Genomic DNA, 23774 nt, shown 5'->3' with positions numbered 1-23774 from the left:
GAAACTTTGCTTCTTCTCGACAAGTCTTGATGGCGCTCTGGTGAACCTCATCACGGTTGTTCATAATTGCAATGTCGTCACACTTGAAGCTTCGATAGCAACACAAGGAGGCAGCGCGCCCCGTAGCAGTCAAGCTAAACCAGTGGTGTTATCGTACAGAGGCAATGTTCGCCAAGGAGCCGATTCTTTAGAGAGCCTCCTGAGCGATGCTGTTGGAAAACCCGTTTTGTTTTTTTAACAGCATTAGCCGAATTGAACCTCATGACAAATGCCTTAACAGCACTGGCCTGCCGTTAGACCAAGCAGATCTGGGATTACTTAAGGTTCGGTTGAGTGATGTTCGGCAGCAATTCCGGCCAACGGCCGACTTGCGGCCTGCCATCCGCCCCGCAGCAAGGGCAGCAGATAGCGCAGCGCGAAGCCGCCGAGGCCCCAGGCACAGGCCACGATGCGCCACGGTTGGGTATCAGGGTAGCCTTGGCCGTCAAAAGGCAAGGTCGCGACGGCGATGACGGCGATGCTCACCAATGCCCAGTGAGGGCCGATGCCCAGCCCCCATCGAAAATGACGGCTCAGGCGCAAGCCGGCCCAGCCGCCAACGAGTCCGATCAAGGCGCCGGCCAGTACGTCGACCGGCCAGTGCGCGCCGACTGCGATCCGCGAAAATCCGGCCAAGGCTGCCAGCGTCACGATGGGCAGCGCCCGCCACCAGCCGAGCAAGGCCAGCCAGGCGACGACGAATGAAAAGGCCGACACGGTATGCCCGGATGGAAAGCTAAGCGAAGTCATGCGAGCGCCGAGGATGGTGATCTGGCTGGCCGCCAGCACCGCCGCCGGGCGCGGCAACTCGAACCAGACCTTGAGGCCGCGGCTCATCATCCCGGCCAGCAGCGCGCCGACCACCAGCGCCCAGAATACGCGCGGATAACGCAGGCAGAAGGGGAGCATCAGGGCCAGCTGGACGCGGCCATCGCCGAGGGTGGTCAGCGACTCCCATAACCAGCCGGGCAGCACACTGCTGGCCGCCTGCGCCGGGACAAAGCCGGCATACCAGTCCCCGCCCAGCGCCAAGGCGCCCAGCGCCAGGGCAAACAGCAGGCACATGGCGAGGATGGAGGCATCGAAAACCGGATTACGGTCATGCAAGCCCCGGTCGTTCACCGCTTTTCCTCGCGCTCGACGCGAGCCAGCGTGACGAAGCTGCGTTGATAAACGTCGCGCAGCACCAGACCGGGTGGCAACAGCGCCTGCACTTCGGGTTTACGGTCAGTACGGGTGAAGACGAGCTGGCCGAGTTCGGGCACGCGGGTTGGCGTCGCGGCATGACGATAGACGCTGAAACTCGGCATGATAATGCGCCAGGCCACCACCGGCTCGCCGCTCTGTTTGGCCACCATCGCCGCTTCGCGCACCGGCCCCTGGGTGACGCCAATGACTCGCGGCGCGATGATAAATGCCACTGTCAGCGCCTGCAGCATGCCGGCCAGCACCAAACCTTGCCAGACCGGCAAACGGCGCCAGAATGCCAGCCCGATGACTGCGATAGCGAGCAAAGGCAGCAGCCAGCGTGCCTCATCGGCGAATGCCGCGGTCAACCCGGATAAAAGCGCCAATTCGAAAGGTCGTGTCACCTTGCTGGTGGCAAACACCAGCACTTCCGGCAACACCGCCAGCAACAGCGCGAAGAGAATGATCGGCACGAAGGCCAGCCAGCGCCGCTCGAAATCGAGCCGGTGGCGAGCGAGCAAAATGAAAACCGGGGTGCAGCCGTAGAGCAGGTAATGCGGCAACTGAGTGCCCGACGTCGAGAAAAACGCAAATACAACGACGAACCAGATGATCAGGAAGCGCTCGAACAGCGCCTCGCTGGCGCTTTGACGCAAGGCGCTGGCCAGCTTGCCGACAATGGCAAACAGCCAGCCGGTGAACGGCAGCATGATCAGGGGCAGCACCGCGAAGTAGTACCACCAGCGCCCACCATGCCCCTCGAAGGTATCGGCATAACGATTGATGTTGTGCTTGAGATAGAAACCGCGGAAGAAGGCATCACCCTGGTCGAGATAAACCAGCACATGCCAGGGCACGACGATGACCAGGAAAAGCAGCCAACCCGGCCAGAAGAAGATTGCTTTCAGCCAGTGGCGCCAGGCGCCGGCCGAGGCGAAGAACAAGCCGCTGATCACCAGCGGGAAGAATACCGCCACCGGACCCTTGGCCAAAAAACCCAGGCCGAGGGCTGCGTAAATTCCAAACAACAGGCGGCGTGTCTCTGCCGGCCCCTTGCCCTCACGGCAGGCGCAAAAGAAATCGTAGATGCCGAACATGGCCAGCGCGATCAACAGATTGAGCAGCGCGTCGGCAATCGCTGCCTTGGCCACAATGCCAACGACCAGCGTCAGGGCCATGACCAGTGCCGCCACCTGCGCCGTCATCTGGTTGCCGTGGCGGTGGCAAAAGCGATAGAGCGCCAGCATCCAGAGCACGGAAAAAATGATCGACGGCAAGCGAAAGCCGATTTCACTGACTCCCAGCACACTGACCGAAGCAGCCTGCGCCCAGTAGATCAGGATGGGTTTATCGTGGCGCGGCGCATCGTTGAGCGTTGGCGAGATCAGGTTGCCGCGCGCCATCATTTCGCGCGTCGCTTCCGAGAACGCGCCCTCGTCCACGTCGGTCAACGGCAGGCTGTAGGCGTTCAGGAAGAAGGCAATGAGCAACGCCAGCAACAGGCTGAATGGCGACAGCAGAAAGCGCTCAATGGACTGGATAGGGCGGGAATGCATCTCGGCATTATAAAGCAGCGCGCCGCCCTCGCCCGGCGCCACTAAACTTCCAGCTTGACGCTGCCACGGTCAACCGGAAAAAATGGCCGAAATTCAAATCTCCCCACTCAAGGATATTCCATGCAAATCGGCACCCCGCTCTCCCCGTCCGCCACCCGCGTCATGCTGCTCGGTGCCGGCGAACTCGGCAAGGAAGTCATCATCGCGCTGCAACGTCTGGGGGTTGAAGTGATTGCGGTCGACCGCTATGAAAACGCCCCCGGCCATCAGGTCGCCCATCGCGCCCACGTCATTTCAATGACCGATGGCGCCGCCCTGCGCCAACTGGTTGAGCTGGAAAAACCGCAGCTGATCGTGCCGGAAATCGAGGCCATCGCCACCGACATGCTGGTCGAAATCGAAGCCGCCGGGCTGGCCGAAGTCATCCCCACCGCCCGCGCCGCCAAGCTGACCATGAACCGCGAAGGCATCCGCCGCCTCGCTGCCGAAGAACTCAGCCTGCCCACTTCGCAGTACCAATTTGCCGACTCGCTCGAAGAATTGCAGGCTGCCATCGACGCTTGCATCGGCTACCCGTGCATCGTCAAGCCCACCATGTCATCTTCCGGGAAGGGCCAGTCGCTGCTGCGCGGCGCGGACGACGTGCAAAAAGCATGGGATTACGCGGCGAGCGGCGGCCGGGTCAATCAGGGCCGCGTCATCGTTGAAGGCTTCATCGACTTCGATTACGAAATCACCCTGCTCACCGTCCGTGCCCGCGACGCCAGCGGCGAAGTCGTCACCCACTTCTGCGAGCCGATCGGCCACGTGCAAGTCTCCGGCGACTACGTCGAATCATGGCAGCCGCAGGCAATGACGCCGGCTGCGCTCAAGCGCTCGCAGGAAATCGCCGCTGCTGTTACCGCCAATCTGGGTGGCCGTGGCCTGTTTGGCGTCGAGCTCTTCGTCAAGGGCGACATGGTGTGGTTCTCCGAAGTCAGCCCGCGCCCGCACGACACCGGTCTGGTGACATTGTGTTCGCAGCGCTTCTCCGAATTCGAACTGCACGCCCGCGCCATCCTTGGCCTGCCGGTCGACACCGCCCTGAGCGAACCGGGCGCCTCGGCCGTCATCTACGGCGGCATGGAAGCCACCGGCATTGCCTTCAAGGGCGTAGCCGATGCCCTGGCCGTGCCACGCAGCGACCTGCGCCTGTTCGGCAAGCCGGAATCCTTCAAAAAACGTCGCATGGGCGTCGCCGTGGCCAACGGCGACAACACCGACCAGGCCCGCGAACGGGCCAAACTCGCCGCCAGCAAGGTGCGCCCGATCAAGGGCTGAGCCAGGGAGCCGCCAAGACCGTTGCTACGGTCAACGGCAAAAATAGGTCATAAATAAGAAAGCCCGGCAGGTTTCCCTGCCGGGCCGGATTCGGTCGTCACCCGAAGGTGACACCTTATTGCAGCAACGGCTCTCACCCCGGAAAGCTACATGGCGTTATTCTACGCACTTTGAATAACAAACCGCAAATCATGAGTGCGACATATACCATCGGGTTGGACATCGGCATCGCCTCGGTTGGCTGGTGCGCTTTCGGCGAGACTCACATCCTGGACTTGGGCGTTCGAGCTTTTGACAAAGCCGAAACCGCCAAGGAAGGTGAATCCCTGAATCTTGCCCGGCGTAGTGCTCGCCTGATGCGGCGCCGCCTGTTCCGCCGGGCATGGCGCCTGAAAAAACTGGCTCGCCTGCTGAAAAGCGAAGGTCTGATCGCCGATGCGAAACTGTTCAAACCCGAACAGACATTCTCAACCTCGCTCTGGCAATTGCGCGTCGAAGGACTCAACCGTCGCCTAAACCATGAAGAGTGGGAACGGGTCATTTATCACCTGTGCAAGCATCGTGGTTTTCACTGGATCAGCCGTGCCGAAGCCAAGCAGGCTGAAGGCGACAGCAAGAGCGAAGGCGGCAAGGTAAAGCAAGGTTTGGCCGGAACGGCCAAGCTGATGGACGAAAAGGGTTATCGCAGCGCGGCCGAAATGGTTCTGGCTGAGTTTCCGAATGCCCAGCGCAACAAGCAAGGCGAATACACCAAAGCACTGTCGCGGGAACTGCTCGCCAAGGAACTGGCACTGCTTTTTGCCAATCAACGTGAATACGGCAATCCGCATGCGCCGGTTTCTCTGGAAACCGCCATCCTCGGCAATGGCGATAAAAAGAGCGGTTTGTTCTGGCAGCAAAAACCAGCTTTGGCTGGCGCTGATCTGCTCAAGATGCTCGGCACCTGCACGTTTGAAAAAACAGAATACCGCGCTCCCAAAGCCAGCTTTACCGCCGAACGCCATGTCTGGCTGACGCGTCTAAACAATCTTCGTATTGTCACCGACGGCATCACCCGCCAACTCACAGAACAGGAACGCTCGCTCGCCCTGCCTTTACCTTACCGGCAAGCTGGCGACCTGACCTACAAACAGCTTGGCGCAGCGCTCACCCAAGCCGGGCTGCTGGAAGCCGGCAGTTTCAAATTCATCGGGCTCGCCTACCCAACCGAGGCGCAAAAAGCCGAAGGCAAGGCCAAAGACCCGGAATCGGCCACGCTGGTCAAAATCCCGGCTTGGCATGAATTGCGGCAAACACTCACCAAGGCCGGCCTCACCGACGAATGGGAAAAGATTTCGGGAACGGCGCTCTGCGGTCAACCGGAAATTTTCGACCAAATCGCATGGGTGCTCAGCGTTTATAAAGACGATGACGAAGTCCGCGCCGAACTCGCCAAGCTGCCCCTGCCCAACCCGGAAGCGCTGACCGAAGCCCTGCTCAACATCCGTTTCGACAAGTTCCACGCCCTGTCGCTCAAGGCCTTGAGCGCCATCGTGCCGCATATGGAAAAAGGCCTGCGCTACGACGAAGCCTGCGTAGAGGCTGGCTATCACCACAGCCAGTTGCACAAGGTTGGCGAAGGCGAACACAAGTATCTGCCGCCGCTCTACGACGGGCGCGACAAGGACGGCCGAATGATCTTCGCCGAGGATGCCGACATTCCACGCAACCCCGTCGTGCTGCGTTCGCTGAACCAGGCGCGCAAGGTGGTCAATGCCATCATCCGCCGCTATGGCTCGCCGACAGCGGTTCATATTGAAATGGCGCGAGACCTGTCCAGACCATTTGACGAGCGCAACAAAATCAAGAAGGATCAGGACGAATACCAAAGCAGAAATCAGCGCGACCGGGAACAATTCATCGAACTTTTCGGCCATTCGCCCAAAGGTCTGGAATTCGAGAAATGGCGCCTGTACCGGGAACAGAACGGCCAGTGCGCTTACTCGCAAAACCCACTTGCAGCCTCGGGCAATGTCGCCGAAATTTTCCTCGACGGATCGACGGAAATCGACCATGCGCTGCCCTATTCCCGCAGTTTCGACGACAGCAAAAACAACAAGGTTCTGGTACTGACCCGCGAAAACCGGGACAAGGGCAACCGCACTCCCTACGAATACCTGGGCGGCGTCGAGAACAGCGAACGCTGGCAACGCTACGTTGCCTTCGTCGAAGCCAACAAAGCCTATCGGCTGGCCAAGCGCACTCGCCTGCTGCGCAAGGATTTCAGCGCTAAGGAAGCCGAGGAATTCCGCGCACGCAATCTGAACGATACGCGCTACATCTGCAAATTTTTCAAGAACTACGTTGAGCATCACCTCAAACTTGCCGAAGGCAGCGAAACCAAGCGCTGCGTTGTTCTCAGCGGCCAACTCACCAATTTCCTGCGTGCGCGCTGGGGCTTGCTCAAGGTGCGTTCCGACAGCGACCGCCATCATGCCCTGGACGCCGCCGTCGTCGCGGCATGCAGCCACAGCATGGTTCAGCGCCTGTCCAACTATTCACGCACCCGCGAACTGGAGCAGGTGCGCGATGGCTTCGTCGATATCGAAACCGGTGAAATCATCAATCCGGCCATGCATCAGCAACTGCGCGAACACTTCCCTGACCCGTGGCCCTACTTCCGGCATGAACTGGAAGCACGCTTGAAAATTGACTCACCAGAACTGCTACGCGAGGAAATGGCGCGTTTGGGCAGTTACTCGGCGGAAGAACTCGCTGCGCTGAAACCGCTGTTCGTTTCCCGCGCACCGCAACGCCGTAACGGTGGTGCCGCACACAAGGACACTATCTACGGTCAACCGGAAAGATTGAAGAAAAACGGCAGCGTCACGCAGAAAGTCGTACTCGCAAATCTCAGCCTGAGCGATTTGGGAGAAGAAGATGACGAGCGAAATCCATGCAAGCTGGTGGATGAAAACCGGAACAAAAAACTCTATGCGGCTATCCGAAAGCGCCTTAAAGACCACGGAGGCAAGGGTGACAAAGCCTTCCCGGCAACAAATCCACTGCGCAAACCGGACAAGGAAGGCAACCCGACCGGCCCCATTGTTCGCACCGTGACCAAGCTTATCGACAAACTGTCCGGCATTCCTGTGCGCGGCGGCATCGCCAAGAACGACACCATGTTGCGGGTGGATGTCTTTACCAAGGCCGGCAAGTTCCATCTGGTGCCGGTTTACGTGCATCACCGGGTAACAGGGCTGCCGAATCGGGCAATTGTGGCGTTCAAGGACGAAGAGGAATGGACGCTGATCAATGAAAGCTTTGACTGGTGTTTTTCGCTGTATCCAAATGACTTGGTTCAGGTAAAACTGAAAAGCGAGTGTTATCAGGGTTATTACGCAGGTAGCGACCGCGCAACGGGCGCTATCGGATTGTGGGCGCATGACCGCAGCGCCAATGTCGGCAAGGATGGGCTAATGCGAATTGGGGTTAAAACAGCTTTCTCTATCGAAAAACTCCACGTCGACGTTCTCGGCAACATCTACCCCGCTCTACCGGAGAAACGTCGTGGGCTGGCGTAGCGTGATGATTTCCCGGCCAGCCAAACTGCGCAGGGAACATTTCTCCCTTGCTATCGAGCAGGAACAAACAGCCTTCGTTCCCTTCGAGGACATTGCCATCATTGTCCTCAACCACCGCGAAATCCAGCTTACCCATCCGGTACTCTCTGCCTGCGCCGACTACGGTATCGGCCTTTACGCCACGGGCGACAACCATCAACCCAATGGTGTCTTTCTCCCCTTTCTCGCACACTCTCGCACGACTCGCCTGATGCGCAAGCAAATGGACATTACCCGCCCGTTGGCCAAGCAGGCATGGGCCAATATCGTCCGGCGCAAAATTGAAAACCAGACGGCCGTTCTCCGTTTTTGCGCCAAAAATGGCGTTGAGCGTATGGATTCGTATGCCCGCCGCGTGCGCTCCGGCGATCAGGAAAACCTTGAGGGGCAAGCCGCAGCCTTCTATTTCACGCAACTGTTCGGCCAAGGGTTTTACCGTGCCGAAGAACGCTGGGCCAATGCGGCGCTCGATTACGGCTACGCCGTGCTGCGCGGCGCCATTGCCCGAGGACTGGTCGCCCATGGCATGCACCCACCCATCGGGCTGTTCCACGCCAGCGAACAAAACGCATTCAATCTTGCTGACGATTTGATTGAACCCTTCCGACCTTTGGTCGACCTGCACGTCGCCAAGCACCCTGCCATGACGGAAGGCGATTTGTCCTCGCAAGACAAGGCCGCTTTGGTTGCATTGCTCAATGTGGACGTCGGTATGCCGCAAGGCAAGATGTCTGCGCTGTCCGCCATCGAATACGCGGTCGAAAGCCTTGCACGCCTGTTTGAGCAGGGCGACAGCGAGCTGGAACTTCCTACCTTGATCGGCTTGCAAGCGCACAGGCTGGAATGCTGAGGAATGGGACAGGAGACCCGACGCTTCATGCGACTCATCGTCTTCTTCGATTTACCCATGGTCACCAAGGCCGAGAAACGTGCCTACGTCCAGTTTCGGCGCTTCCTGCTCAACGATGGCTACGACATGATTCAGTGGTCGGTCTACGCCCGACTACTGAATGGCAATGACGACCATGAAAAGCACTTGAAACGTCTTGTCGACAGCCTTCCTCCTGCTGGCTCAATTCGCTGCATGACCGTCACTGAAAAACAATTTGCCGGCATCAAGCTACTGGTCGGCATGCCGCTTTTTCAGGAAAAAAAGGTGCCGGCAAATCAAATGCTGCTGTTCTGACGCAGATTTTCGTCAAAAAAATTCCCGCCCAGCTATGCCGGGCGGGAATTTGGAGTCAGTCAGGATTGTAGCCTTCCGGGGTGAGAGAGGGAGCTACAACAACATCAATGCTGGTCAGCCGACACTCAACTAGGGATTGTAGCCTTCCGGGGTGAGAGAGGGAGCTACAACTTCGGGAGCTCAACCGGGCGCGCTTGTAGCCTTCCGGAGGGCTACAACTCGCAGTCGGCCAGTCTCGCCTGGATTGTAGCCTTCCGGGGTGAGAGAGGGAGCTACAACAGCAGCGGTCGGCTTCGTCGGCGGCTTTCTATTGTAGCCTTCCGGGGTGAGAGAGGGAGCTACAACGTACCGGCGGCGACGGGTGTTCCGGCGATGGGATTGTAGCCTTCCGGGGTGAGAGAGGGAGCTACAACCATTGCGCGAACAGCGTATTCGCAGCAGGCGGATTGTAGCCTTCCGGGGTGAGAGAGGGAGCTACAACTCGGATTGATTGCGGCCATCCTGATTTCGTATTGTAGCCTTCCGGGGTGAGAGAGGGAGCTACAACTGGTTATTCGCTTTATAGTAAAGTGAAGAAATTGTAGCCTTCCGGGGTGAGAGAGGGAGCTACAACCGATCTGGCGGGGGAACCAGAACCGATATTGGATTGTAGCCTTCCGGGGTGAGAGAGGGAGCTACAACCGAAGCCCGGCCGGAACTGCTTGATGCCGCGGATTGTAGCCTTCCGGGGTGAGAGAGGGAGCTACAACTGGCGTCGAACAGGATCTGGGCAGAAGCGCATTGTAGCCTTCCGGGGTGAGAGAGGGAGCTACAACTCAGTTCGGATTGGTTCATGGTGGTGCTTTGGATTGTAGCCTTCCGGGGTGAGAGAGGGAGCTACAACTCATGTCAGATCAGAGAAGTGTATATTTAGGATTGTAGCTTTCCGGGGTGAGAGAGGGAGCTACAACCTGAACGGTGGCGCCAGTGTCGCCAGGATTATAGCTTTCCGGGGTGAGAGAGGGAGCTACAACTACCGGACGCGTGTTTGCGCAGCTTGAGCGGATTGTAGCTTTCCGGGGTGAGAGAGGGAGCTACAACCCTTTCCCCGTCGCATAATATCGTGCAGGAATTGTAGCCTTCCGGGGTGAGAGAGGGAGCTACAACACTGGATTGACGGTTATTTGAGGGCAGAAGGGATTGTAGCCTTCCGGGGTGAGAGAGGGAGCTACAACAGCGGAAGCTGGAACCCTGCTGCGGTCAACCGGAAAATTTGGCCAAAATTGAAAACTCTTGTTGCTGCATACATGTGCCAGAAATTCACACTTGGCCGCCGCAACGTCACATTCGATTGACACACGTCAACAGTGTTAGGCCAAAAGTACTATTTACTCTCCTGCCCAACAGAATTGTCAGGAGCCTCGCCATGCCCATCATCTGGGAAAGCAAGCTGGATACCGGAATCGATGTGATCGATGCGCAGCATCGACGCATTGTCGAGTACATCAATGATCTCGAAGTCGCCAAGATGAAGCTGGACAAGCGGATGGTCAACGATGTGATCGAGCAGCTGATCGATTACACGCAGTCGCATTTCGGCTTTGAGGAAGAAATGTTGGCCGAGGCCGGGTACAAGTTTCTGAAGCCGCACAAGAAGGTGCATGAACTCTTTATCCGACGGGTGACTGACTTCACACTGCGTTCGGCGCGGGGCGAGGATATCGCCGACGAGTTGCACTCGATGCTGTCGAAATGGCTGCTGAATCACATTGCCAACGAAGACCGCGATTACGCAGATACGGTGAAGGTGATGATGGGCGACCCAGCGGGTGCAGCCGCTGTACCGGAAGAAAAGCAAGCCAGCCGGGGTTTCATCAGCGGCTTGCTGGGTCGTTTCTTTCGCTAGGTCCGGCGACTGATCAAACCCCGGCTACCCGATTGGCCGGGAATTTGGCGGCAAAGCGGCTACCGACACCGGGCGTGCTGCTGATATCGAGCTGTCCCTGGTGGCGATTGAGCGAATGCTTGACGATCGCCAGTCCAAGGCCCGTTCCGCCAGCGTCGCGGGAACGACCGCGGTCCACGCGATAGAAGCGCTCGGTCAGTCGCGGGATATGGCTGGCTTCGATACCGATGCCGGTATCCTGAACCGAGAACTCGCCCCCCTGCTTGCCTGCTTTCCAGCCGATGCGAATCGTGCCTCCCTCCGGCGTGTATCGCACGGCGTTGGAAACCAGGTTACCAAAGGCGCTGACCAGTTCAGGTTCGGAACCACGCAAGTCACCCTTGCCATCGGTTTCAACAACTATCTGATGACGACCGCCCGACAAGGCTTCGGCATCACGCTGCAGCTTCTTGACCATACTCACCATGTCGACGACATCGTTTTCAGGCGGCGGCGCCGACTCGATGGAAGACAGGGTCAGCAAGTCCTGAACAATTGACTGCATGCGCTTGGACTGCTCGGTCATCATGTCAAAATAGCGCTTCCGCTCGTCGGGTTCGACATCGAACTCCTGCAAGGTCTCCAGAAAGCCGGACAACACCGTCAATGGCGTGCGCAACTCGTGCGAGACGTTAGCGACGAAATCGCGTCGCATTCGGTCGAGACGGTCCGTCTGCGTGACGTCCTTGATCTGCATGAGTCGCCGATTGTTGCCGTAAGGAATGACGTGGACCGAATAGACCCGGTCATCGCGACGTTCAGAGCGTAGCGACAAGGGGCGTTCGAATTCCCCGGCTTCCAGATAACTCACGAACTCCGGTTGCCGGACGAGGTTGGAGATATGTTGGCCGCGATCCGTGCGTATCACCAGTCCGAGTTGCGACTCTGCCATGGTGTTGCAGAACAGGATGTGGCCGTGGCTATCGAGTAGTACCACGCCATCGGTCAGGGCCTGGCCAGCCGCCGTGAGGAGCGCAATCTCACCCTCCCGCTCGGCGATACGGGTGCGCAGCTCCTTTTCGTGCCGGTAGAGACGACCAAAGATGCCATTCCACGCGCCCTGTCCTTCCAGCGTGTCATCGACGACCGGCGCCTGCGTCCAGCGTTCAAGACGGGCAAAGTTGCGAAAGTGAAAGGCCATTTGCAGCACTAGACCCAGGCAGAAGATCATCCACCCGGCGCCGGCACCCGAGAAATAACCAACGGGCACCGCGATTGCAGCCGTCAGCAAGGCGTAGAGCAAGGCCTGAAAAAGATGGGTAGTCACCCGGTTATGCTCCCCGGAAGCGATACCCCGTACCACGAACGGTTTCGACCCGTTCATGGTTGCCGGACCCCTCCAGTGCCGCCCGCAAACGGCGGATATGGACATCGACTGTTCTTTCCTCGATGAACACATGGTCGCCCCATACCTCGTCGAGCAACTGGGCTCGCGTGTAGACACGTTCCGCATGGGTCATGAAGAAAAACAGCAGGCGAAACTCTGTCGGCCCCAGTTCAATCGGCTGGCCGCTGGCCAGCACGCGATGGGTGGCCGGATTGAGCGCCAGCGTGCCGATTTCAACTGCTTCGCCGGCAAGGTGTGGCGAGCGCCGGCGCAATACCGCACGGACGCGAGCCACAAGCTCTTTTGGAGAAAACGGTTTGGTTACATAGTCATCCGCACCGGCCTCCAGGCCTTGAACCTTGTCTTCTTCATGAACGCGGGCCGTCAGCATGATGATCGGCAATTCGCGGGTACGCTCGTCGCCACGAATTTTTTTGGCCAAGGCCACGCCCGACTGCCCTGGCAGCATCCAGTCGAGGACGATCAGGTCCGGCAAGGCGGCCCGAATAGCGGAGTCGGCTTCTTCTGCACTGCTGGCGCGAACGACCAGAAATCCGGCGTGCTTCAGATTGATGGTGACTAGCTCCTGAATGGCCGGCTCATCCTCCACCACCAGAATGGTCGGTGTCACTTGTTCGCCTCTTTGGAATGACGAATGTCGCGCCCTTCGCTGATGAAAATCACCTGCTCGGAAATGTTCTTGGCATGATCACCGATCCGCTCGATAGCGCGAGCAATCCAGATGATATCGATGGCCGTGGTAATGGTGCGGGGGTCTTCCATCATGTGGGTAATCAGCTGGCGAATGATTGACTTGAACTCGACATCGACATCGATATCGGCCCGGATCACCGCGTTTGCCTGGTCAGAATCCAGCCGCGCAAAGGCATCCAGCGCCTGACGAACCATGACGAGAGCGGCTTCGGCGATATGGCGGATGCCGATACCGTACTGGACCGGGAAATGGCCGTTTTCGTAAATTCGGCGAACACCCTTGGCAATTTTTTTCGCTTCGTCGCCGGCGCGCTCCAGGTCGGTGACAATTTTGCTGATCCCCAGGACCAGACGCAGGTCAGAGGCAGTCGGCTGGCGCTTCGCGATGATGTGGGCGCAATCGTCGTCAATCGCTTTTTCGAGTTCGTTAACTTTACGATCGGTTTCAACGATGGTCTTGACACTGGCGATCTCACCAGTCGTGTAGGCATCGATGGCCGCTGAAATCTGTGTCTCGACCAGGCCACCCATTTGCAGGACATGAGTACGCAGGCCACTCAAGTCTTCGTCGAACTGGCTGGAAACGTGGTTTGTCGCGTTCATTATTTTTCCTGGTTAGCCCATACGGCCGGTGATGTAGTCTTCTGTGCGCTTGTCCTGCGGCTTGATGAATATCTCGTCGGTCTTGCCAAACTCGACCAACTCACCAAGATACATATAAGCAGTGTAGTCGGACACCCGCGCTGCCTGCTGCATGTTGTGAGTCACGATGGCAATGGTGAAATCTGCCTTCAATTCGTGAATCAGCTCTTCAATCCGCATCGTCGAGATCGGATCAAGCGCCGATGTCGGTTCGTCAAGAAGTAGCACCTGGGGTTTGACCGCCACGCCACGCGCAATGCACAGACGTTGCTGCTGACCGCCAGACAGGCCAGTACCCGGCTGGTTCAGCTTGTCCTTCACCTCACCCCATAGCGCCGCCTTGGTCAAGGCCCATTCAACCCGGTCATCCATCTGGTTACGGGTCAGCCTTTCATGCATGCGGACGCCAAAAGCGATGTTGTCATAAATCGACATCGGGAAAGGAGTGGGCTTCTGGAAGACCATGCCGACCTTGGCCCTCAACTCGATGGTATCTACACCCTTTTCGAGAATATTCTTTCCATCAACGATCAGTTCGCCGTCAGCATGCTGTCCGGGATAAAGGTCGTACATCCGGTTGATGGTGCGCAGCAGGGTCGATTTTCCGCAACCGGACGGGCCGATGAAGGCTGTCACTTTGCCTTTGTAGACTTCGAGGTTGATGCCCTTCAGGGCAATCGCCTTGCCATAGTAAAAATTGAGATTCCGGATACTGATCTGCGAGATCATTTCTTGGAGTGGTTTTTCGACAGGCATCATTGAGTTGTCCCGGTGCAATTTCATCGTAAATTAGGTTAGTGCTGGGCGGCAGTCTTGCGGAACACAACTCGAGCGAGGATGTTCAGCACCAAGACAGTCAGGGTGATGATGAAGACCCCGGCCCAGGCGAGTCCCTGCCAGTCAGCAAACGGACTCATCGCAAATTTGAAAATGGTCACCGGCAGATTCGCCATTGGCTCACCGAGATCAACGCTCCAGAACTGGTTGGAGAGTGCGGTGAACAGCAACGGCGCGGTCTCACCTGAAATCCGTGCCAAAGCCAGCAGAATACCGGTGATCACCCCCGTCTTTGCGGCACGCAAGGAGATCATCATGATCACCTTCCACTTCGGCGCTCCCAGCGCAAATGCGGCTTCACGCAGCGCGTTGGGCACAAGAATAAGCATGTCCTCGGTTGTTCGGACAACGACTGGAATAACAAGCAGGGCTAGTGCCACCGCCCCGGAAAAACCAGAGAATTTGCCGACCTGGGCCACATAGACCGCATAGACAAAAAGACCGATGACGATAGACGGCGCCGACAGCAGGATATCGTTGACGAAGCGTGTGATCTGGCCAAGCCATGTACGGCGGCCGTATTCGGCCAGGTAAATGCCGGCCATGATGGCCACCGGCGTGGCCATCAGCATAGCCAGACCGACCATGATGGCACTGCCGACAATGGCATTTTTCAAACCACCGGCACTGCCCGGCGGCGGCGTGTTTTCTGTCAGCAGTGTCCATGACAGCGAACTAACGCCCTGCGCGAACACCATCCACAGGATCCAGATCAGCCAGAACAGGCCGAAAACCATGGCGGCAAGCGACAGGACCATCGCAATGGCGTTGATAATTTTTCGTTGGGTACGCAGATTCATGGTCCGGACCTTATTGTTTGCCGCTCTGCTTCTCAAGCGAGAGCAGCAACAGTTTGGACATCGAGAGAACGATGAAAGTAATCACGAAAAGGATCAGGCCCAATTCGATCAGCGCTGAGGTGTAAAGACCCGGCGTAGCTTCGCCAAACTCGTTGGCCAGCGCCGACGTAATACTGTTACCCGGCAGGAAAAGCGAGAAATTGGACAGCAGGCTGGCATTACCGATAACAAACGTCACTGCCATCGTCTCGCCGAGCGCACGCCCCAGTCCGAGCATGACGCCACCAATGACACCAACCCGGGTATAGGGCAGCACCACTTTCCAGACCACCTCCCAGGTTGTACCGCCCAGTCCGTAGCACGACTCCTTGTACATCGGCGGCACGAGCTCGAAAACATCGCGCATCACCGAGGTCACAAAGGGGATGATCATGATGGCCAGAATGATGCCAGCCGCGAGAATGCCGATACCGAGCGGCGCACCGCTGAACAACGAGCCAATCAAGGGCAGGCGGCCCAGCGTGTTGGCGAGGAAGGGTTGAACGTACTCGCCAAAAATGGGCGCGAAGACCAGCAAGCCCCAAATACCATAAACGATACTGGGAATACCGGCGAGCAGTTCAATGGCGATGCCTAGCGGACGACGCAGCCAGCCCGGTGAAAGTTCGGTCAGAAACAAGGCAATGCCGAAACTGATTGGCAAGGCAACAACCAGTGCGATCAGCGAGGTGACAATCGTGCCATACATCGGCACCAGCGCACCGAAACGCTCGGCCGGGGGATTCCACTCCGAGCTGGTCAGAAAGCCAAATCCGAATTTGGTAATTGATGGCATCGCACTCCAGGTGAGCGAGATGACAATACCCACCAACAGGGCAAGCGTAATGATCGCAAAGATTCGGGTCAGGTTGAAGAACACCCAGTCACCGAGTTTGCCTTTTGTGTGTGATGCGCTCATGGCCATGTCCGTTAATGGTCAGTCCGACGGATAAAACATCCATCGCCGACACGAAAAGAGCGACCTCCACCAGTCGGCGAAGGTCGCATCGGGTCAAGCCCGAGTTTTTATTATTCTAGATTATTTAGCGGAAACTACCGGCTTGCCAGAAGCGTCCTTCACTTCGCCCCAAGCCGCAGAAATCGACTTAACAAGGCTGTCCGGCAACGGAACGTAATTCAGCTTGGAAGCCAGAGCGTCACCATTCTTGTAGGACCACTCGAAGAACTTCAGCACTTCGACGGCTTGAGCCGGCTTGTCCTGAACCTTGTGTATCAGGATAAAGGTAGCGCCGGTGATCGGCCAGGAATCCTTGCCCGGTTCGTTGGTCAGGATTTCGTAGAACTTTGCCTTGTTCCAGTCAGCATGAGCAGCCGCTGCCTTGAAGCTGGCTTCGTTCGGAACCGGCCATGCGCCATCAGCATTTTGCAGCATGGCGTAGGGCATCTTGTTTTCAAGTGCGTAGGCGTACTCAACATAACCAATGGAACCCGGAATGCGCTGGACGAATGCGGAAACACCTTCGTTACCCTTGCCACCCAAACCAACCGGCCACTGCACTGCCGTACCTTCGCCAACCTTGCTCTTCCATTCCGGGCTGACCTTGGACAGGTAGTTGGTGAAGATGAAGGTGGTGCCCGAGCCGTCAGCGCGACGAACAACAGCAATGGCCTGATCCGGCAGCGCCAGCTTCGGATTCAGTTCGGCAATTGCCTTGTCATTCCACTTGACGATCTTGCCCAGGTAAATATCGGCCAACACGGTTGGCGTCAGGCGCAACTCACCGGACTTGATACCTGCAACGTTGAAAACCAGCACTTCGCCGCCGATCACGGTCGGGAACTGCATCAAACCACTTTTCTCGAGGACTTCCGGCGTTAGCGGCATGTCCGAGGCACCAAAATCAACGGTCTTGGCGTTGATCTGCTTGATGCCGCCACCAGAACCGATGGACTGATAGTTCATTTTGTTGCCGGTAGCCTTTTGATAGGCTTCAGCCCACTTGGCGTAGATCGGTGCGGGAAAGGATGCACCAGCACCGGTAATTTCAGCAGCCATGACGGAACCAGCCATAGAACCAATGGAAATAGCCAGTATCGTGGCGCGGAAAATACGGGATTGCGACATGTCGTGTCCTCGGGTGAGTTGTAAGAGCCAGCACAGTCTACGGCGCATTTATTACAGTGCGATGACAATAGCCGTTACAAAAAAACGGACGCCTCGGCGCCCGTTTCCCTCCCAAAGAAAGACCTTATTTGGCTGGCCGCCCAGTCTTGATACGCTCGACCCGCGCCATCATTTCTTTCAGTGCCGCATCATCCAGTGTGACCAGTGCGACAATTCCGCCGCGCAGCAATTCGCTCTTCTTGACCTCGTTGCCGAGCGCAGCAAGGCGTTTCTTGAGGGCGCCAATTTGGGCATACTCGCTTTCAGGCATGGCATAGCTGTCACGAACCAGCTTCACCTTCCTGGCCTTAGCAGGCTTGGCCGCCACTGCCTTCGCCACCTTGGGCTGATCGTAATTTATCGCCTGCGCCATGACCAAGGCATCGGCGAGCTCCTTCTGATGCTTGGCTACGGTTTCTTCAACCTGACTCACCTTGCGCGCACGTTTGGCCGGAGCGGCCTTGGCGGTTGGGACGTTTGCTGAAAGCTTTGGTGCAATGGCCGCCACAGAGGCTGCCTCAGGCGCAACTGACACAGTGCCGGTCTGTATCTCTGCATCCGATGTTGGCATGGCGCTGGGCGCCGTGCGCGGCACCAGCTTTTTTGGCAGTTTTGCCCTTGATACTGCCTTGGCAGCCGGCGCATTCTTGATTTTTTGACTCATTATTCTCTCCATTAAACAGCATGGCCAGTTTAGCGAATATGAATCCATCGTTAGGTTAAGTTTTCATGACCGTTTTCAAGCTCCGAAGCGCGGTTAAAATGCGCACCAACCCTTTCAGGAGCAAGCCATGACCCAGGACGAACTCAAGCAGGCAGTCGCACAGGCCGCCGCCGACTATGTCGCACAAACCGCCCCCGCCGGCAGCATCATTGGGGTCGGCACCGGGTCCACGGCGAATTTCTTTATCGATGCACTGGCCCCGCTGAAAGACCGATACAAAGGTGCCGTTGCCAGCTCCGAAGCCACGCGCAAACGGCTGGAAGGCCATGGCATCACGGTTTTCGACCTCAATGAAGTGGACGACATCCCGGTGTACGTGGATGGAGCCGACGAAATCGATGCCGGCCTCAACATGATCAAGGGCGGAGGCGGCGCGCTTACGCGCGAGAAAATTGTCGCCGCGGTCGCCCGGACATTCGTCTGTATTTGCGATGGGTCCAAACTGGTCGACACCATGGGCAAATTCCCGCTGCCGGTTGAGGTGATTCCCATGGCCTGCGCCCATGTCGCCCGCGAACTGGCCAAACTTGGCGGCACCCCGGTGCTCCGCGAAGGCTTTATCACCGACAACGGCAACCTGATTCTCGACGTCAAGGGCCTGAGCATCACCGATCCAAAGGCGCTGGAAGCAAAAATCAACCAGATCACCGGCGTTGTCACCAACGGCCTGTTCGCATTACGCCCGGCCAACCTGCTGCTGCTCGGCACCGCCGACGGGGTCAGGACGATCCGCTAAATGGTTTTCTTCAGACCGCACAACAAACTGGCTGCGTTATCCGTGGCCAGTTTCAATGTGTCTGCATGGAACACCGGGCCGATGATCAACGAGCCCATCGCAATTCGATTGCGTCATTATTTCGTCACAACAAAGCGCTAATCTAGTGCGCTCCAACGTCACCGGGAGCGCGCCATGTTTTTGTCTGCCCACGAAATTGCCCATAGCCGCGAACACGCGCTAAGCAATTTTCTCAGCCTGTCTGCGACCTATTTCAACGCGAGTCAGCGCCTTTCCGAACTCCTGTCCACAGCTGGGCGAGAAGCCATCGAGTACGGTGGCAAGCAGCTGTCGAGCCTGGACCAGTCCCGACTGGCATCGCCACCCGACATCACCAGCACGCTCTGGATAGACAACGCCACTCGCGCGGCCCGGATGCTGGAACAAGCCCTGGAAATCATCAGCGAAGTCCACAAGGCGATGATCCGCAGCGCTGAAGCCCAGGCGTGTGTCTTCGACGAAATGGCCTTTGCCGCGCTGCGCCGCGCGACCAAAACAAGCCCCTGGGAAGCAGAGTTGGCATTGAAAGCAATGAAAACCACTCTGGAAGGCGCCGAACAGACGCTGCATGGCATGAGTGACGCAGCGATCCAGACGATTGACCTGGCCGAACGGGAAGTTCAGCAAGTCACAACAGGCATTGCCGAAAGCAAGCCGGCGCCACGCAAACGCCAGGTAAAGCGTAAATTGCCGGCCTGATTAGCACCCGCCGCCTTTACGAGCGAGTGTTTCTCTCCATTTTGCCCGGTTCTGCCGGGCTTTTTTTATCGTATGTCGGGGTGACGATTGACGCGGAGCGCTGCCATCGCCCAGACTCCGTGGTTGATGTCATAACCGGATTTACGAAACATGCCCCAAAGCAACTGGCACAATTACGATCACTACGGCTACGCTTTCATGGCCTTAGCCGGCACATTCGCCGCCGTTGCCTGCATCCAGTGGGTCCTCAACCGGCCGCGCCATTCGGCCTGGCTGGCCTCGCTGCAGGGTGTGGCACCGCCATTCATCAATATCATCGGCGTACTCTTCGGCCTGACGCTTGCCTTTCTCGCCAACGACACCTGGAGCGCCCATGATCGGGCGATGAATGCCGTTTTCAAAGAAGCGGACTCATTGCGCAGCATTGTCGTTCTGTCACAGCAACTGGCTGAACCGGCGCGCGGCGAAGTGCTCGATGCCGTCTCCCACTATGGGCAAGCCAGTGCCGGGGAATGGCCCATGCTGGCGGCCCGTCAGTCAAGCACGGAAGTGGCAGCCCTCGCTGACGCCCTGCTCAACCTGCTCGCCAGTCCGACAATCGCGGCCGGCACCAGTAATAGCGTGCAGGCACTGATGCTGCGCAAAGCCGTCGAAATCCGCGACGAGCGCGACCTGCGCATCAGCCTGACCCAGACCCATGTCAATCCGCTCAAGTGGCTGGGCATGGCTTTTCTCGGCTTCCTGACCCTGCTGTCGATTTCTGTCGTACATCTCGACAAACCGCGTGCGGCGATGGTCGCGGTCATTCTCTTTGCCCTTGCGGCGGCGCCGACGGCGGCGATTGTGCTGATTCAGGGCAACCCGTTCCAGCAGCCTACCTCGGTGACGCCGGCGCCCATCATCGATGCCGTTGTCAAACGACATTAAGTCCATATGAAAATTTCATTTTTGGGCAATTTTTGGGGTTGACCGCAGATGCTCTCCCGTAAAGTCGATCCAGACCTTATCAACCTCGCCTTGCAGGGCGGTGGTGCCCATGGCGCGTTTACCTGGGGCGTGCTCGACGCCCTGCTGGAAGATGGCCAATACAATTTCGAAGGCATCAGCGGCACCAGCGCCGGCGCGATGAACGCGCTCTGCCTCGGCCACGGCCTGATGACCGGTGGCCGGGACGGCGCGCGCGAAACGCTGAATAATTTCTGGACCAGTGTCGCCGCCAGCGCACCATTCTCGTCCGGTGGCGAAAATAACCACGGCATGGCGCAGGCAATGAAACTGATGCTGCAATGGACCAATCATTTGAGTCCCGAGCAACTCAACCCCTTCGACCTGAATCCCTTGCGCGATATTCTGGCAGAGCAGTTTGACTTCACCCGATTGCGCCGTGAGTGCCCGGTGAAACTTTTCATCGCGGCCACCCACGCCAACTCCGGCAAGCTGCGCATATTCCGCGACGATGAGTTGACGGTCGACGCCCTGCTTGCTTCGGCATGCCTGCCGACCATCCACCGCAGCATCATCATTGACGGCGAACCTTATTGGGACGGTGGCTACAGTGCCAATCCGGCGGTTTTCCCGCTGGTCTACCAATGCACATCGGCGGACATTCTGCTCATTTTGCTCACCCCGCTGCGCTACGCCGAGACGCCGGATTCGGCAGCGGACATCCGCCAGCGCCTGCTCGAACTGTCCTTCAACGCCACGTTCCTGCGTGAAATGCGGATGTTCGCCCACCTGCGTGAAGCAGTCGGCGGCACCTGGTGGCCAAAATGGCTACCGGGCAGCGGTTTTGAACGCCGAATAGAAGCCTTGCGCTTTCACGCCATTACCGCCGACAGCCTGCTCGGCGACTTGCCGCCCGGCAGCAAGTTGACGGTCAACCTGCCATTCTTCGAACGGCTGCGCGACAGCGGCCGCGAACATGCCTGGCAATGGATGGCAGAAAATCGAAGCAGTGTCGGCCAGCAGGCCAGTCTCGACCTGGGAAAACTCTTCTACTGAATCAGGATTTCGACGACGCGCCAAGAGCGCTTCAAATGACTCGCCGTTTGACGGGCGTCTGAATTTTCAATTTCGGCGGTTTTTTCCGGTTGACCGTGGAAATGCCCGAAAACAGGCGCCGTCAGTTGAATACCCGCCCGAATGACTGAGACGTGTCGAAGCTTCCCACCCGGCGACGTTCGACGAACAGGCTGCCGCCCAGCGGCTCGTTGGCCGCATTCCTGGCCCTTTTCTTGGCCTGTTTTTTTGCTGCTGAAGCGGCTGCGGCCACTTCGCGGTGCGATTCGCAATCGCCCTGCACGAGCCTGACGGCACCGATGGAAAGCGTCGGCAAGGCCTGGAAGCCGAATTCGCCACGCCGGTTCTCGGCCATGTAGCCGCCGCGCAAGCGCTCCTCGACGCCGAGCAAGTTGCCCATCGCCTCGGCAAAGGTACTGATCATCTGCCAGCAGCGCATTTCCCAGTCGCCGCTGCGAAAAACCACGAAAAAGTCATCGCCGCCAATGTGGCCGACGAAATCCATCCGCTCATCACTGGCGTCGCAGATCAATCTGGCCAGAATCTGGATCACGTCGTCGCCACGCCGGTAGCCAAACGCATCGTTGTAGGGCTTGAAGTTATCGATGTCGATATAGGCGGCGACGAAGGGATCTGACCCCTCCAGCATGCGGTCGACGTGTTCATTGATCGGCACATTTCCTGGCAACTGGGTCAGGGGATTGGCGTAGCGCGCCGCGCTGATCTGCATTTCGGTAATCTTGGCCATCAGATCGTGGCTGCTGCCAACACCCAGATATTTGCCGTCAGCGGTGACCACAAAACCGTCGAAAAGATAATGCTTGGGCGCCAGCGACAACATCATCGCCAGCTCCTGAATGGTGGCGTGCTGGTCAACGATGAGCGGTGCATGATCCATGAAAAGTTCGCAGCTCTTGCGGCCGAACAACTCCTTGCGAAAAGGTCGGGCAAAACGGTCGATCATGCTGTGCCGGTTGATCATGCCGACCGGCTGCCCGCCCTGCACCACCGGCAGAACATCCAGACCGGGATCGGACTCGAAGCGGGCAAACACCGATTCATTGGTGGCATTGGCCGGCACCGGATCAATCGGCCGTGCCAGGCTGCGGGCCGTTGGCAGGCGCCCCGGCCCGCCGGTCAGCGGCGACAACGCCGGCGACTGCTGGTCGAGCGCAGTCAGGGTTTGCACCGTCAGCTGGCGAATCGGCCGGGTTTCAGGCCGGGCGATGAAATACCCCTGGCCACAGGCAATACCCATGTCACGAATGCAAATGAAATCTTCGCTGCGTTCAATCCCTTCGGCGACCAGCGAAGCATTGCAGATCTCCGCCAGATCCTGCATGGCGCGCGCAAAATGAAACTTGATGCGGTCATCGGCAATGCCGTTGATGAAATGCTTGTCGATCTTGACGAACTCCGGCCGCAACTCGGACCACATGCGCAGGTTGGCGAAGCCCTCGCCAAGATCGTCGATAGCGATCTGGAAGCCGCGCCCACGGTAATGCAGCAAGGCCTCCTGAATGCCCGGCATGTCCGTGATCTGCTGGTTTTCGGTCAGCTCCAGGACGATCCGGTTTGGCGCGATGGCGAGCTCACCGAGCAAGGCGCGGGTGTGGCCGTTCATCAGGCGATCATCCAGCAAACAGCCTGGCGTGACGTTCAGGAATAATCGGCCCGGCAGACGCTGCGCAGCAAAGGCGCGCAGACTGGCTTCGCGGCAGGCATGCTCCAGATCCTGCGTCAGGCCATGCCGGGCGGCTGTCGCGAAGAGATTGACCGGCCAATGCAGCTTGCTGCTTTCCGGCCCGCGAATCAGCGATTCGTAACCCAGAACAGCGCGTACCCGAAAATCCAGGATCGGCTGAAAAACAGGAAACAGGAAACCCTCGGCCATGATCCGCCGGAGTTCCACCACTGCATCATCGTCCAGGACGTTCATCAGGCTGAATCCAAAGTAACAATCTAGCCAGTTTAAAAAGCAGTTATTTCATCGCGATGACACACAAGGCCGTCAGCACCAACGATTTCCGTCATCTTCCCGAAATATCGCGGGCACAAGCTACATCCCATCTTCAACTCCCGAGCTTGCGATGACCGAAACAGTGTTTTGCTATTGCTGCCGCGTCCATCACGACAAAAATGTGATGCGTCTTTTCCCGACCCGCCAAGGCTATCGCTGGCGCTGTCTGCGCAGCATCGAGGCGGCCACGCGGACGCGCCGCGAACGCGACGAATTTGGCAAACAGCAATCCGACATA

The 23774-nt window shown here is 58.0% G+C and carries 21 protein-coding genes and 1 CRISPR repeat array; of the genes, 10 read left to right on the top strand and 11 right to left on the bottom strand.

The annotated features are described in order from the left end of the window. Positions 1-318: 318 nt before the first annotated feature. Entirely contained in the window at positions 319-1161 is an 843-nt protein-coding gene (locus IPJ12_14650) for a phosphatase PAP2 family protein (protein ID MBK7648346.1), read from the bottom strand. Continuing rightward, positions 1158-2825 (bottom strand): glycosyltransferase family 39 protein, encoded by a 1668-nt coding sequence (locus IPJ12_14645; GenBank protein ID MBK7648345.1) that lies wholly within the window; start codon positions 2823-2825, stop codon positions 1158-1160. The genes IPJ12_14650 and IPJ12_14645 overlap by 4 nt, the downstream gene beginning before the upstream one ends. A 78-nt stretch (positions 2826-2903) precedes the next feature. On the opposite strand from IPJ12_14645, the gene purT reads away from it, so the two are divergent. The 5 genes from purT to IPJ12_14620 all read left to right on the top strand — a co-directional run bounded on the left by purT (position 2904) and on the right by IPJ12_14620 (position 10776). Next, positions 2904-4103: a formate-dependent phosphoribosylglycinamide formyltransferase gene (gene purT / locus IPJ12_14640; GenBank protein ID MBK7648344.1), complete on the top strand. Its 1200-nt coding sequence runs from the start codon at positions 2904-2906 to the stop codon at positions 4101-4103. Between the two features lie 191 nt (positions 4104-4294). Beyond that, positions 4295-7666 carry a type II CRISPR RNA-guided endonuclease Cas9 gene (gene cas9, locus IPJ12_14635; GenBank protein MBK7648343.1) on the top strand — a complete coding sequence of 1124 codons (3372 nt, stop codon included), beginning with the start codon at positions 4295-4297 and terminating at the stop codon, positions 7664-7666. A 4-nt stretch (positions 7667-7670) separates the two neighbouring features. Further along, the gene (cas1, locus tag IPJ12_14630; protein MBK7648342.1) at positions 7671-8555 is read left to right on the top strand and encodes a type II CRISPR-associated endonuclease Cas1; all 885 of its coding nucleotides are present in this window, start codon (positions 7671-7673) and stop codon (positions 8553-8555) included. A 27-nt stretch (positions 8556-8582) separates the two neighbouring features. Beyond that, positions 8583-8891, top strand: a complete 309-nt coding sequence (cas2, locus tag IPJ12_14625) for a CRISPR-associated endonuclease Cas2 (protein ID MBK7648341.1) — start codon at positions 8583-8585, stop codon at positions 8889-8891. A 243-nt stretch (positions 8892-9134) separates the two neighbouring features. Further along, positions 9135-10106: a CRISPR direct-repeat array (repeat unit 36 nt; unit sequence ATTGTAGCCTTCCGGGGTGAGAGAGGGAGCTACAAC). Between the two features lie 190 nt (positions 10107-10296). Further along, positions 10297-10776, top strand: a complete 480-nt coding sequence (locus tag IPJ12_14620) for a bacteriohemerythrin (protein ID MBK7648340.1) — start codon at positions 10297-10299, stop codon at positions 10774-10776. Positions 10777-10789: 13 nt separating this feature from the next. On the opposite strand, the gene phoR is transcribed toward IPJ12_14620, so the two are convergent. The 8 genes from phoR to IPJ12_14580 form a co-directional block, all read right to left on the bottom strand. Then, complete coding sequence (phoR, locus tag IPJ12_14615; GenBank protein ID MBK7648339.1) at positions 10790-12082, bottom strand: phosphate regulon sensor histidine kinase PhoR; 1293 nt, start codon at positions 12080-12082, stop codon at positions 10790-10792. Between the two features lie 4 nt (positions 12083-12086). After that, positions 12087-12773 (bottom strand): phosphate regulon transcriptional regulator PhoB, encoded by a 687-nt coding sequence (gene phoB / locus IPJ12_14610; GenBank protein ID MBK7648338.1) that lies wholly within the window; start codon positions 12771-12773, stop codon positions 12087-12089. After that, on the bottom strand, positions 12770-13459 hold the full coding sequence (gene phoU, locus IPJ12_14605; protein MBK7648337.1) for a phosphate signaling complex protein PhoU: 690 nt from the start codon (positions 13457-13459) through the stop codon (positions 12770-12772). The genes phoB and phoU overlap by 4 nt, the downstream gene beginning before the upstream one ends. Before the next feature lie 12 nt (positions 13460-13471). Continuing rightward, a complete protein-coding gene (gene pstB, locus IPJ12_14600; GenBank protein ID MBK7648336.1) occupies positions 13472-14281 on the bottom strand; it encodes a phosphate ABC transporter ATP-binding protein PstB in 810 nt (269 codons plus the stop codon). An 11-nt stretch (positions 14282-14292) separates the two neighbouring features. After that, positions 14293-15135, bottom strand: coding sequence for a phosphate ABC transporter permease PstA (pstA, locus tag IPJ12_14595; GenBank protein ID MBK7648335.1), 843 nt, complete (start codon positions 15133-15135; stop codon positions 14293-14295). 10 nt (positions 15136-15145) lie between these two features. Further along, positions 15146-16099, bottom strand: a complete 954-nt coding sequence (gene pstC, locus IPJ12_14590; GenBank protein ID MBK7648334.1) for a phosphate ABC transporter permease PstC — start codon at positions 16097-16099, stop codon at positions 15146-15148. A gap of 114 nt (positions 16100-16213) precedes the next feature. After that, positions 16214-17260, bottom strand: coding sequence for a phosphate ABC transporter substrate-binding protein PstS (gene pstS, locus IPJ12_14585; GenBank protein MBK7648333.1), 1047 nt, complete (start codon positions 17258-17260; stop codon positions 16214-16216). Positions 17261-17384: 124 nt separating this feature from the next. Beyond that, the gene (locus IPJ12_14580; protein MBK7648332.1) at positions 17385-17963 is read right to left on the bottom strand and encodes a hypothetical protein; all 579 of its coding nucleotides are present in this window, start codon (positions 17961-17963) and stop codon (positions 17385-17387) included. Positions 17964-18090: 127 nt separating this feature from the next. On the opposite strand from IPJ12_14580, the gene rpiA reads away from it, so the two are divergent. From rpiA to IPJ12_14560, 4 genes are all read left to right on the top strand, one after another. Beyond that, a complete protein-coding gene (gene rpiA, locus IPJ12_14575) occupies positions 18091-18759 on the top strand; it encodes a ribose-5-phosphate isomerase RpiA (protein MBK7648331.1) in 669 nt (222 codons plus the stop codon). A 174-nt stretch (positions 18760-18933) separates the two neighbouring features. Then, on the top strand, positions 18934-19497 hold the full coding sequence (locus tag IPJ12_14570; GenBank protein MBK7648330.1) for a hypothetical protein: 564 nt from the start codon (positions 18934-18936) through the stop codon (positions 19495-19497). 150 nt (positions 19498-19647) lie between these two features. Next, positions 19648-20424: a DUF4239 domain-containing protein gene (locus IPJ12_14565; GenBank protein MBK7648329.1), complete on the top strand. Its 777-nt coding sequence runs from the start codon at positions 19648-19650 to the stop codon at positions 20422-20424. A 48-nt stretch (positions 20425-20472) separates the two neighbouring features. Beyond that, entirely contained in the window at positions 20473-21498 is a 1026-nt protein-coding gene (locus IPJ12_14560) for a patatin-like phospholipase family protein (protein MBK7648328.1), read from the top strand. Positions 21499-21619: 121 nt separating this feature from the next. Here IPJ12_14560 and IPJ12_14555 read toward each other — a convergent pair whose 3' ends face one another. Then, positions 21620-23455 carry a GGDEF domain-containing protein gene (locus IPJ12_14555; GenBank protein ID MBK7648327.1) on the bottom strand — a complete coding sequence of 612 codons (1836 nt, stop codon included), beginning with the start codon at positions 23453-23455 and terminating at the stop codon, positions 21620-21622. Positions 23456-23606: 151 nt separating this feature from the next. Between IPJ12_14555 and IPJ12_14550 the strand changes: the two genes are divergently transcribed. Then, the coding region (locus IPJ12_14550) for a hypothetical protein (protein ID MBK7648326.1) at positions 23607-23774 on the top strand (168 nt) is incomplete at its 3' end.

Source organism: Betaproteobacteria bacterium, assembly GCA_016709965.1.
Taxonomy (GTDB): Bacteria; Pseudomonadota; Gammaproteobacteria; order Burkholderiales; family Rhodocyclaceae; genus Azonexus; species Azonexus amarohabitans.
This window is presented reverse-complemented; position numbering and strand designations above follow the sequence as displayed.

Coding starts and splice junctions, on each gene's coding strand:
- purT (MBK7648344.1), top strand. CDS start 2,904: ATGCAAATCGGCACCCCGCTCTCCCCGTCCGCCACCCGCGTCATGCTG.
- IPJ12_14570 (MBK7648330.1), top strand. CDS start 18,934: ATGTTTTTGTCTGCCCACGAAATTGCCCATAGCCGCGAACACGCGCTA.
- pstS (MBK7648333.1), bottom strand. CDS start 17,260: ATGTCGCAATCCCGTATTTTCCGCGCCACGATACTGGCTATTTCCATT.
- cas9 (MBK7648343.1), top strand. CDS start 4,295: ATGAGTGCGACATATACCATCGGGTTGGACATCGGCATCGCCTCGGTT.
- IPJ12_14555 (MBK7648327.1), bottom strand. CDS start 23,455: ATGAACGTCCTGGACGATGATGCAGTGGTGGAACTCCGGCGGATCATG.
- IPJ12_14580 (MBK7648332.1), bottom strand. CDS start 17,963: ATGAGTCAAAAAATCAAGAATGCGCCGGCTGCCAAGGCAGTATCAAGG.
- IPJ12_14620 (MBK7648340.1), top strand. CDS start 10,297: ATGCCCATCATCTGGGAAAGCAAGCTGGATACCGGAATCGATGTGATC.
- pstC (MBK7648334.1), bottom strand. CDS start 16,099: ATGGCCATGAGCGCATCACACACAAAAGGCAAACTCGGTGACTGGGTG.
- cas1 (MBK7648342.1), top strand. CDS start 7,671: ATGATTTCCCGGCCAGCCAAACTGCGCAGGGAACATTTCTCCCTTGCT.
- IPJ12_14565 (MBK7648329.1), top strand. CDS start 19,648: ATGCCCCAAAGCAACTGGCACAATTACGATCACTACGGCTACGCTTTC.
- pstA (MBK7648335.1), bottom strand. CDS start 15,135: ATGAATCTGCGTACCCAACGAAAAATTATCAACGCCATTGCGATGGTC.
- cas2 (MBK7648341.1), top strand. CDS start 8,583: ATGCGACTCATCGTCTTCTTCGATTTACCCATGGTCACCAAGGCCGAG.
- phoU (MBK7648337.1), bottom strand. CDS start 13,459: ATGAACGCGACAAACCACGTTTCCAGCCAGTTCGACGAAGACTTGAGT.
- IPJ12_14560 (MBK7648328.1), top strand. CDS start 20,473: ATGCTCTCCCGTAAAGTCGATCCAGACCTTATCAACCTCGCCTTGCAG.
- rpiA (MBK7648331.1), top strand. CDS start 18,091: ATGACCCAGGACGAACTCAAGCAGGCAGTCGCACAGGCCGCCGCCGAC.
- pstB (MBK7648336.1), bottom strand. CDS start 14,281: ATGAAATTGCACCGGGACAACTCAATGATGCCTGTCGAAAAACCACTC.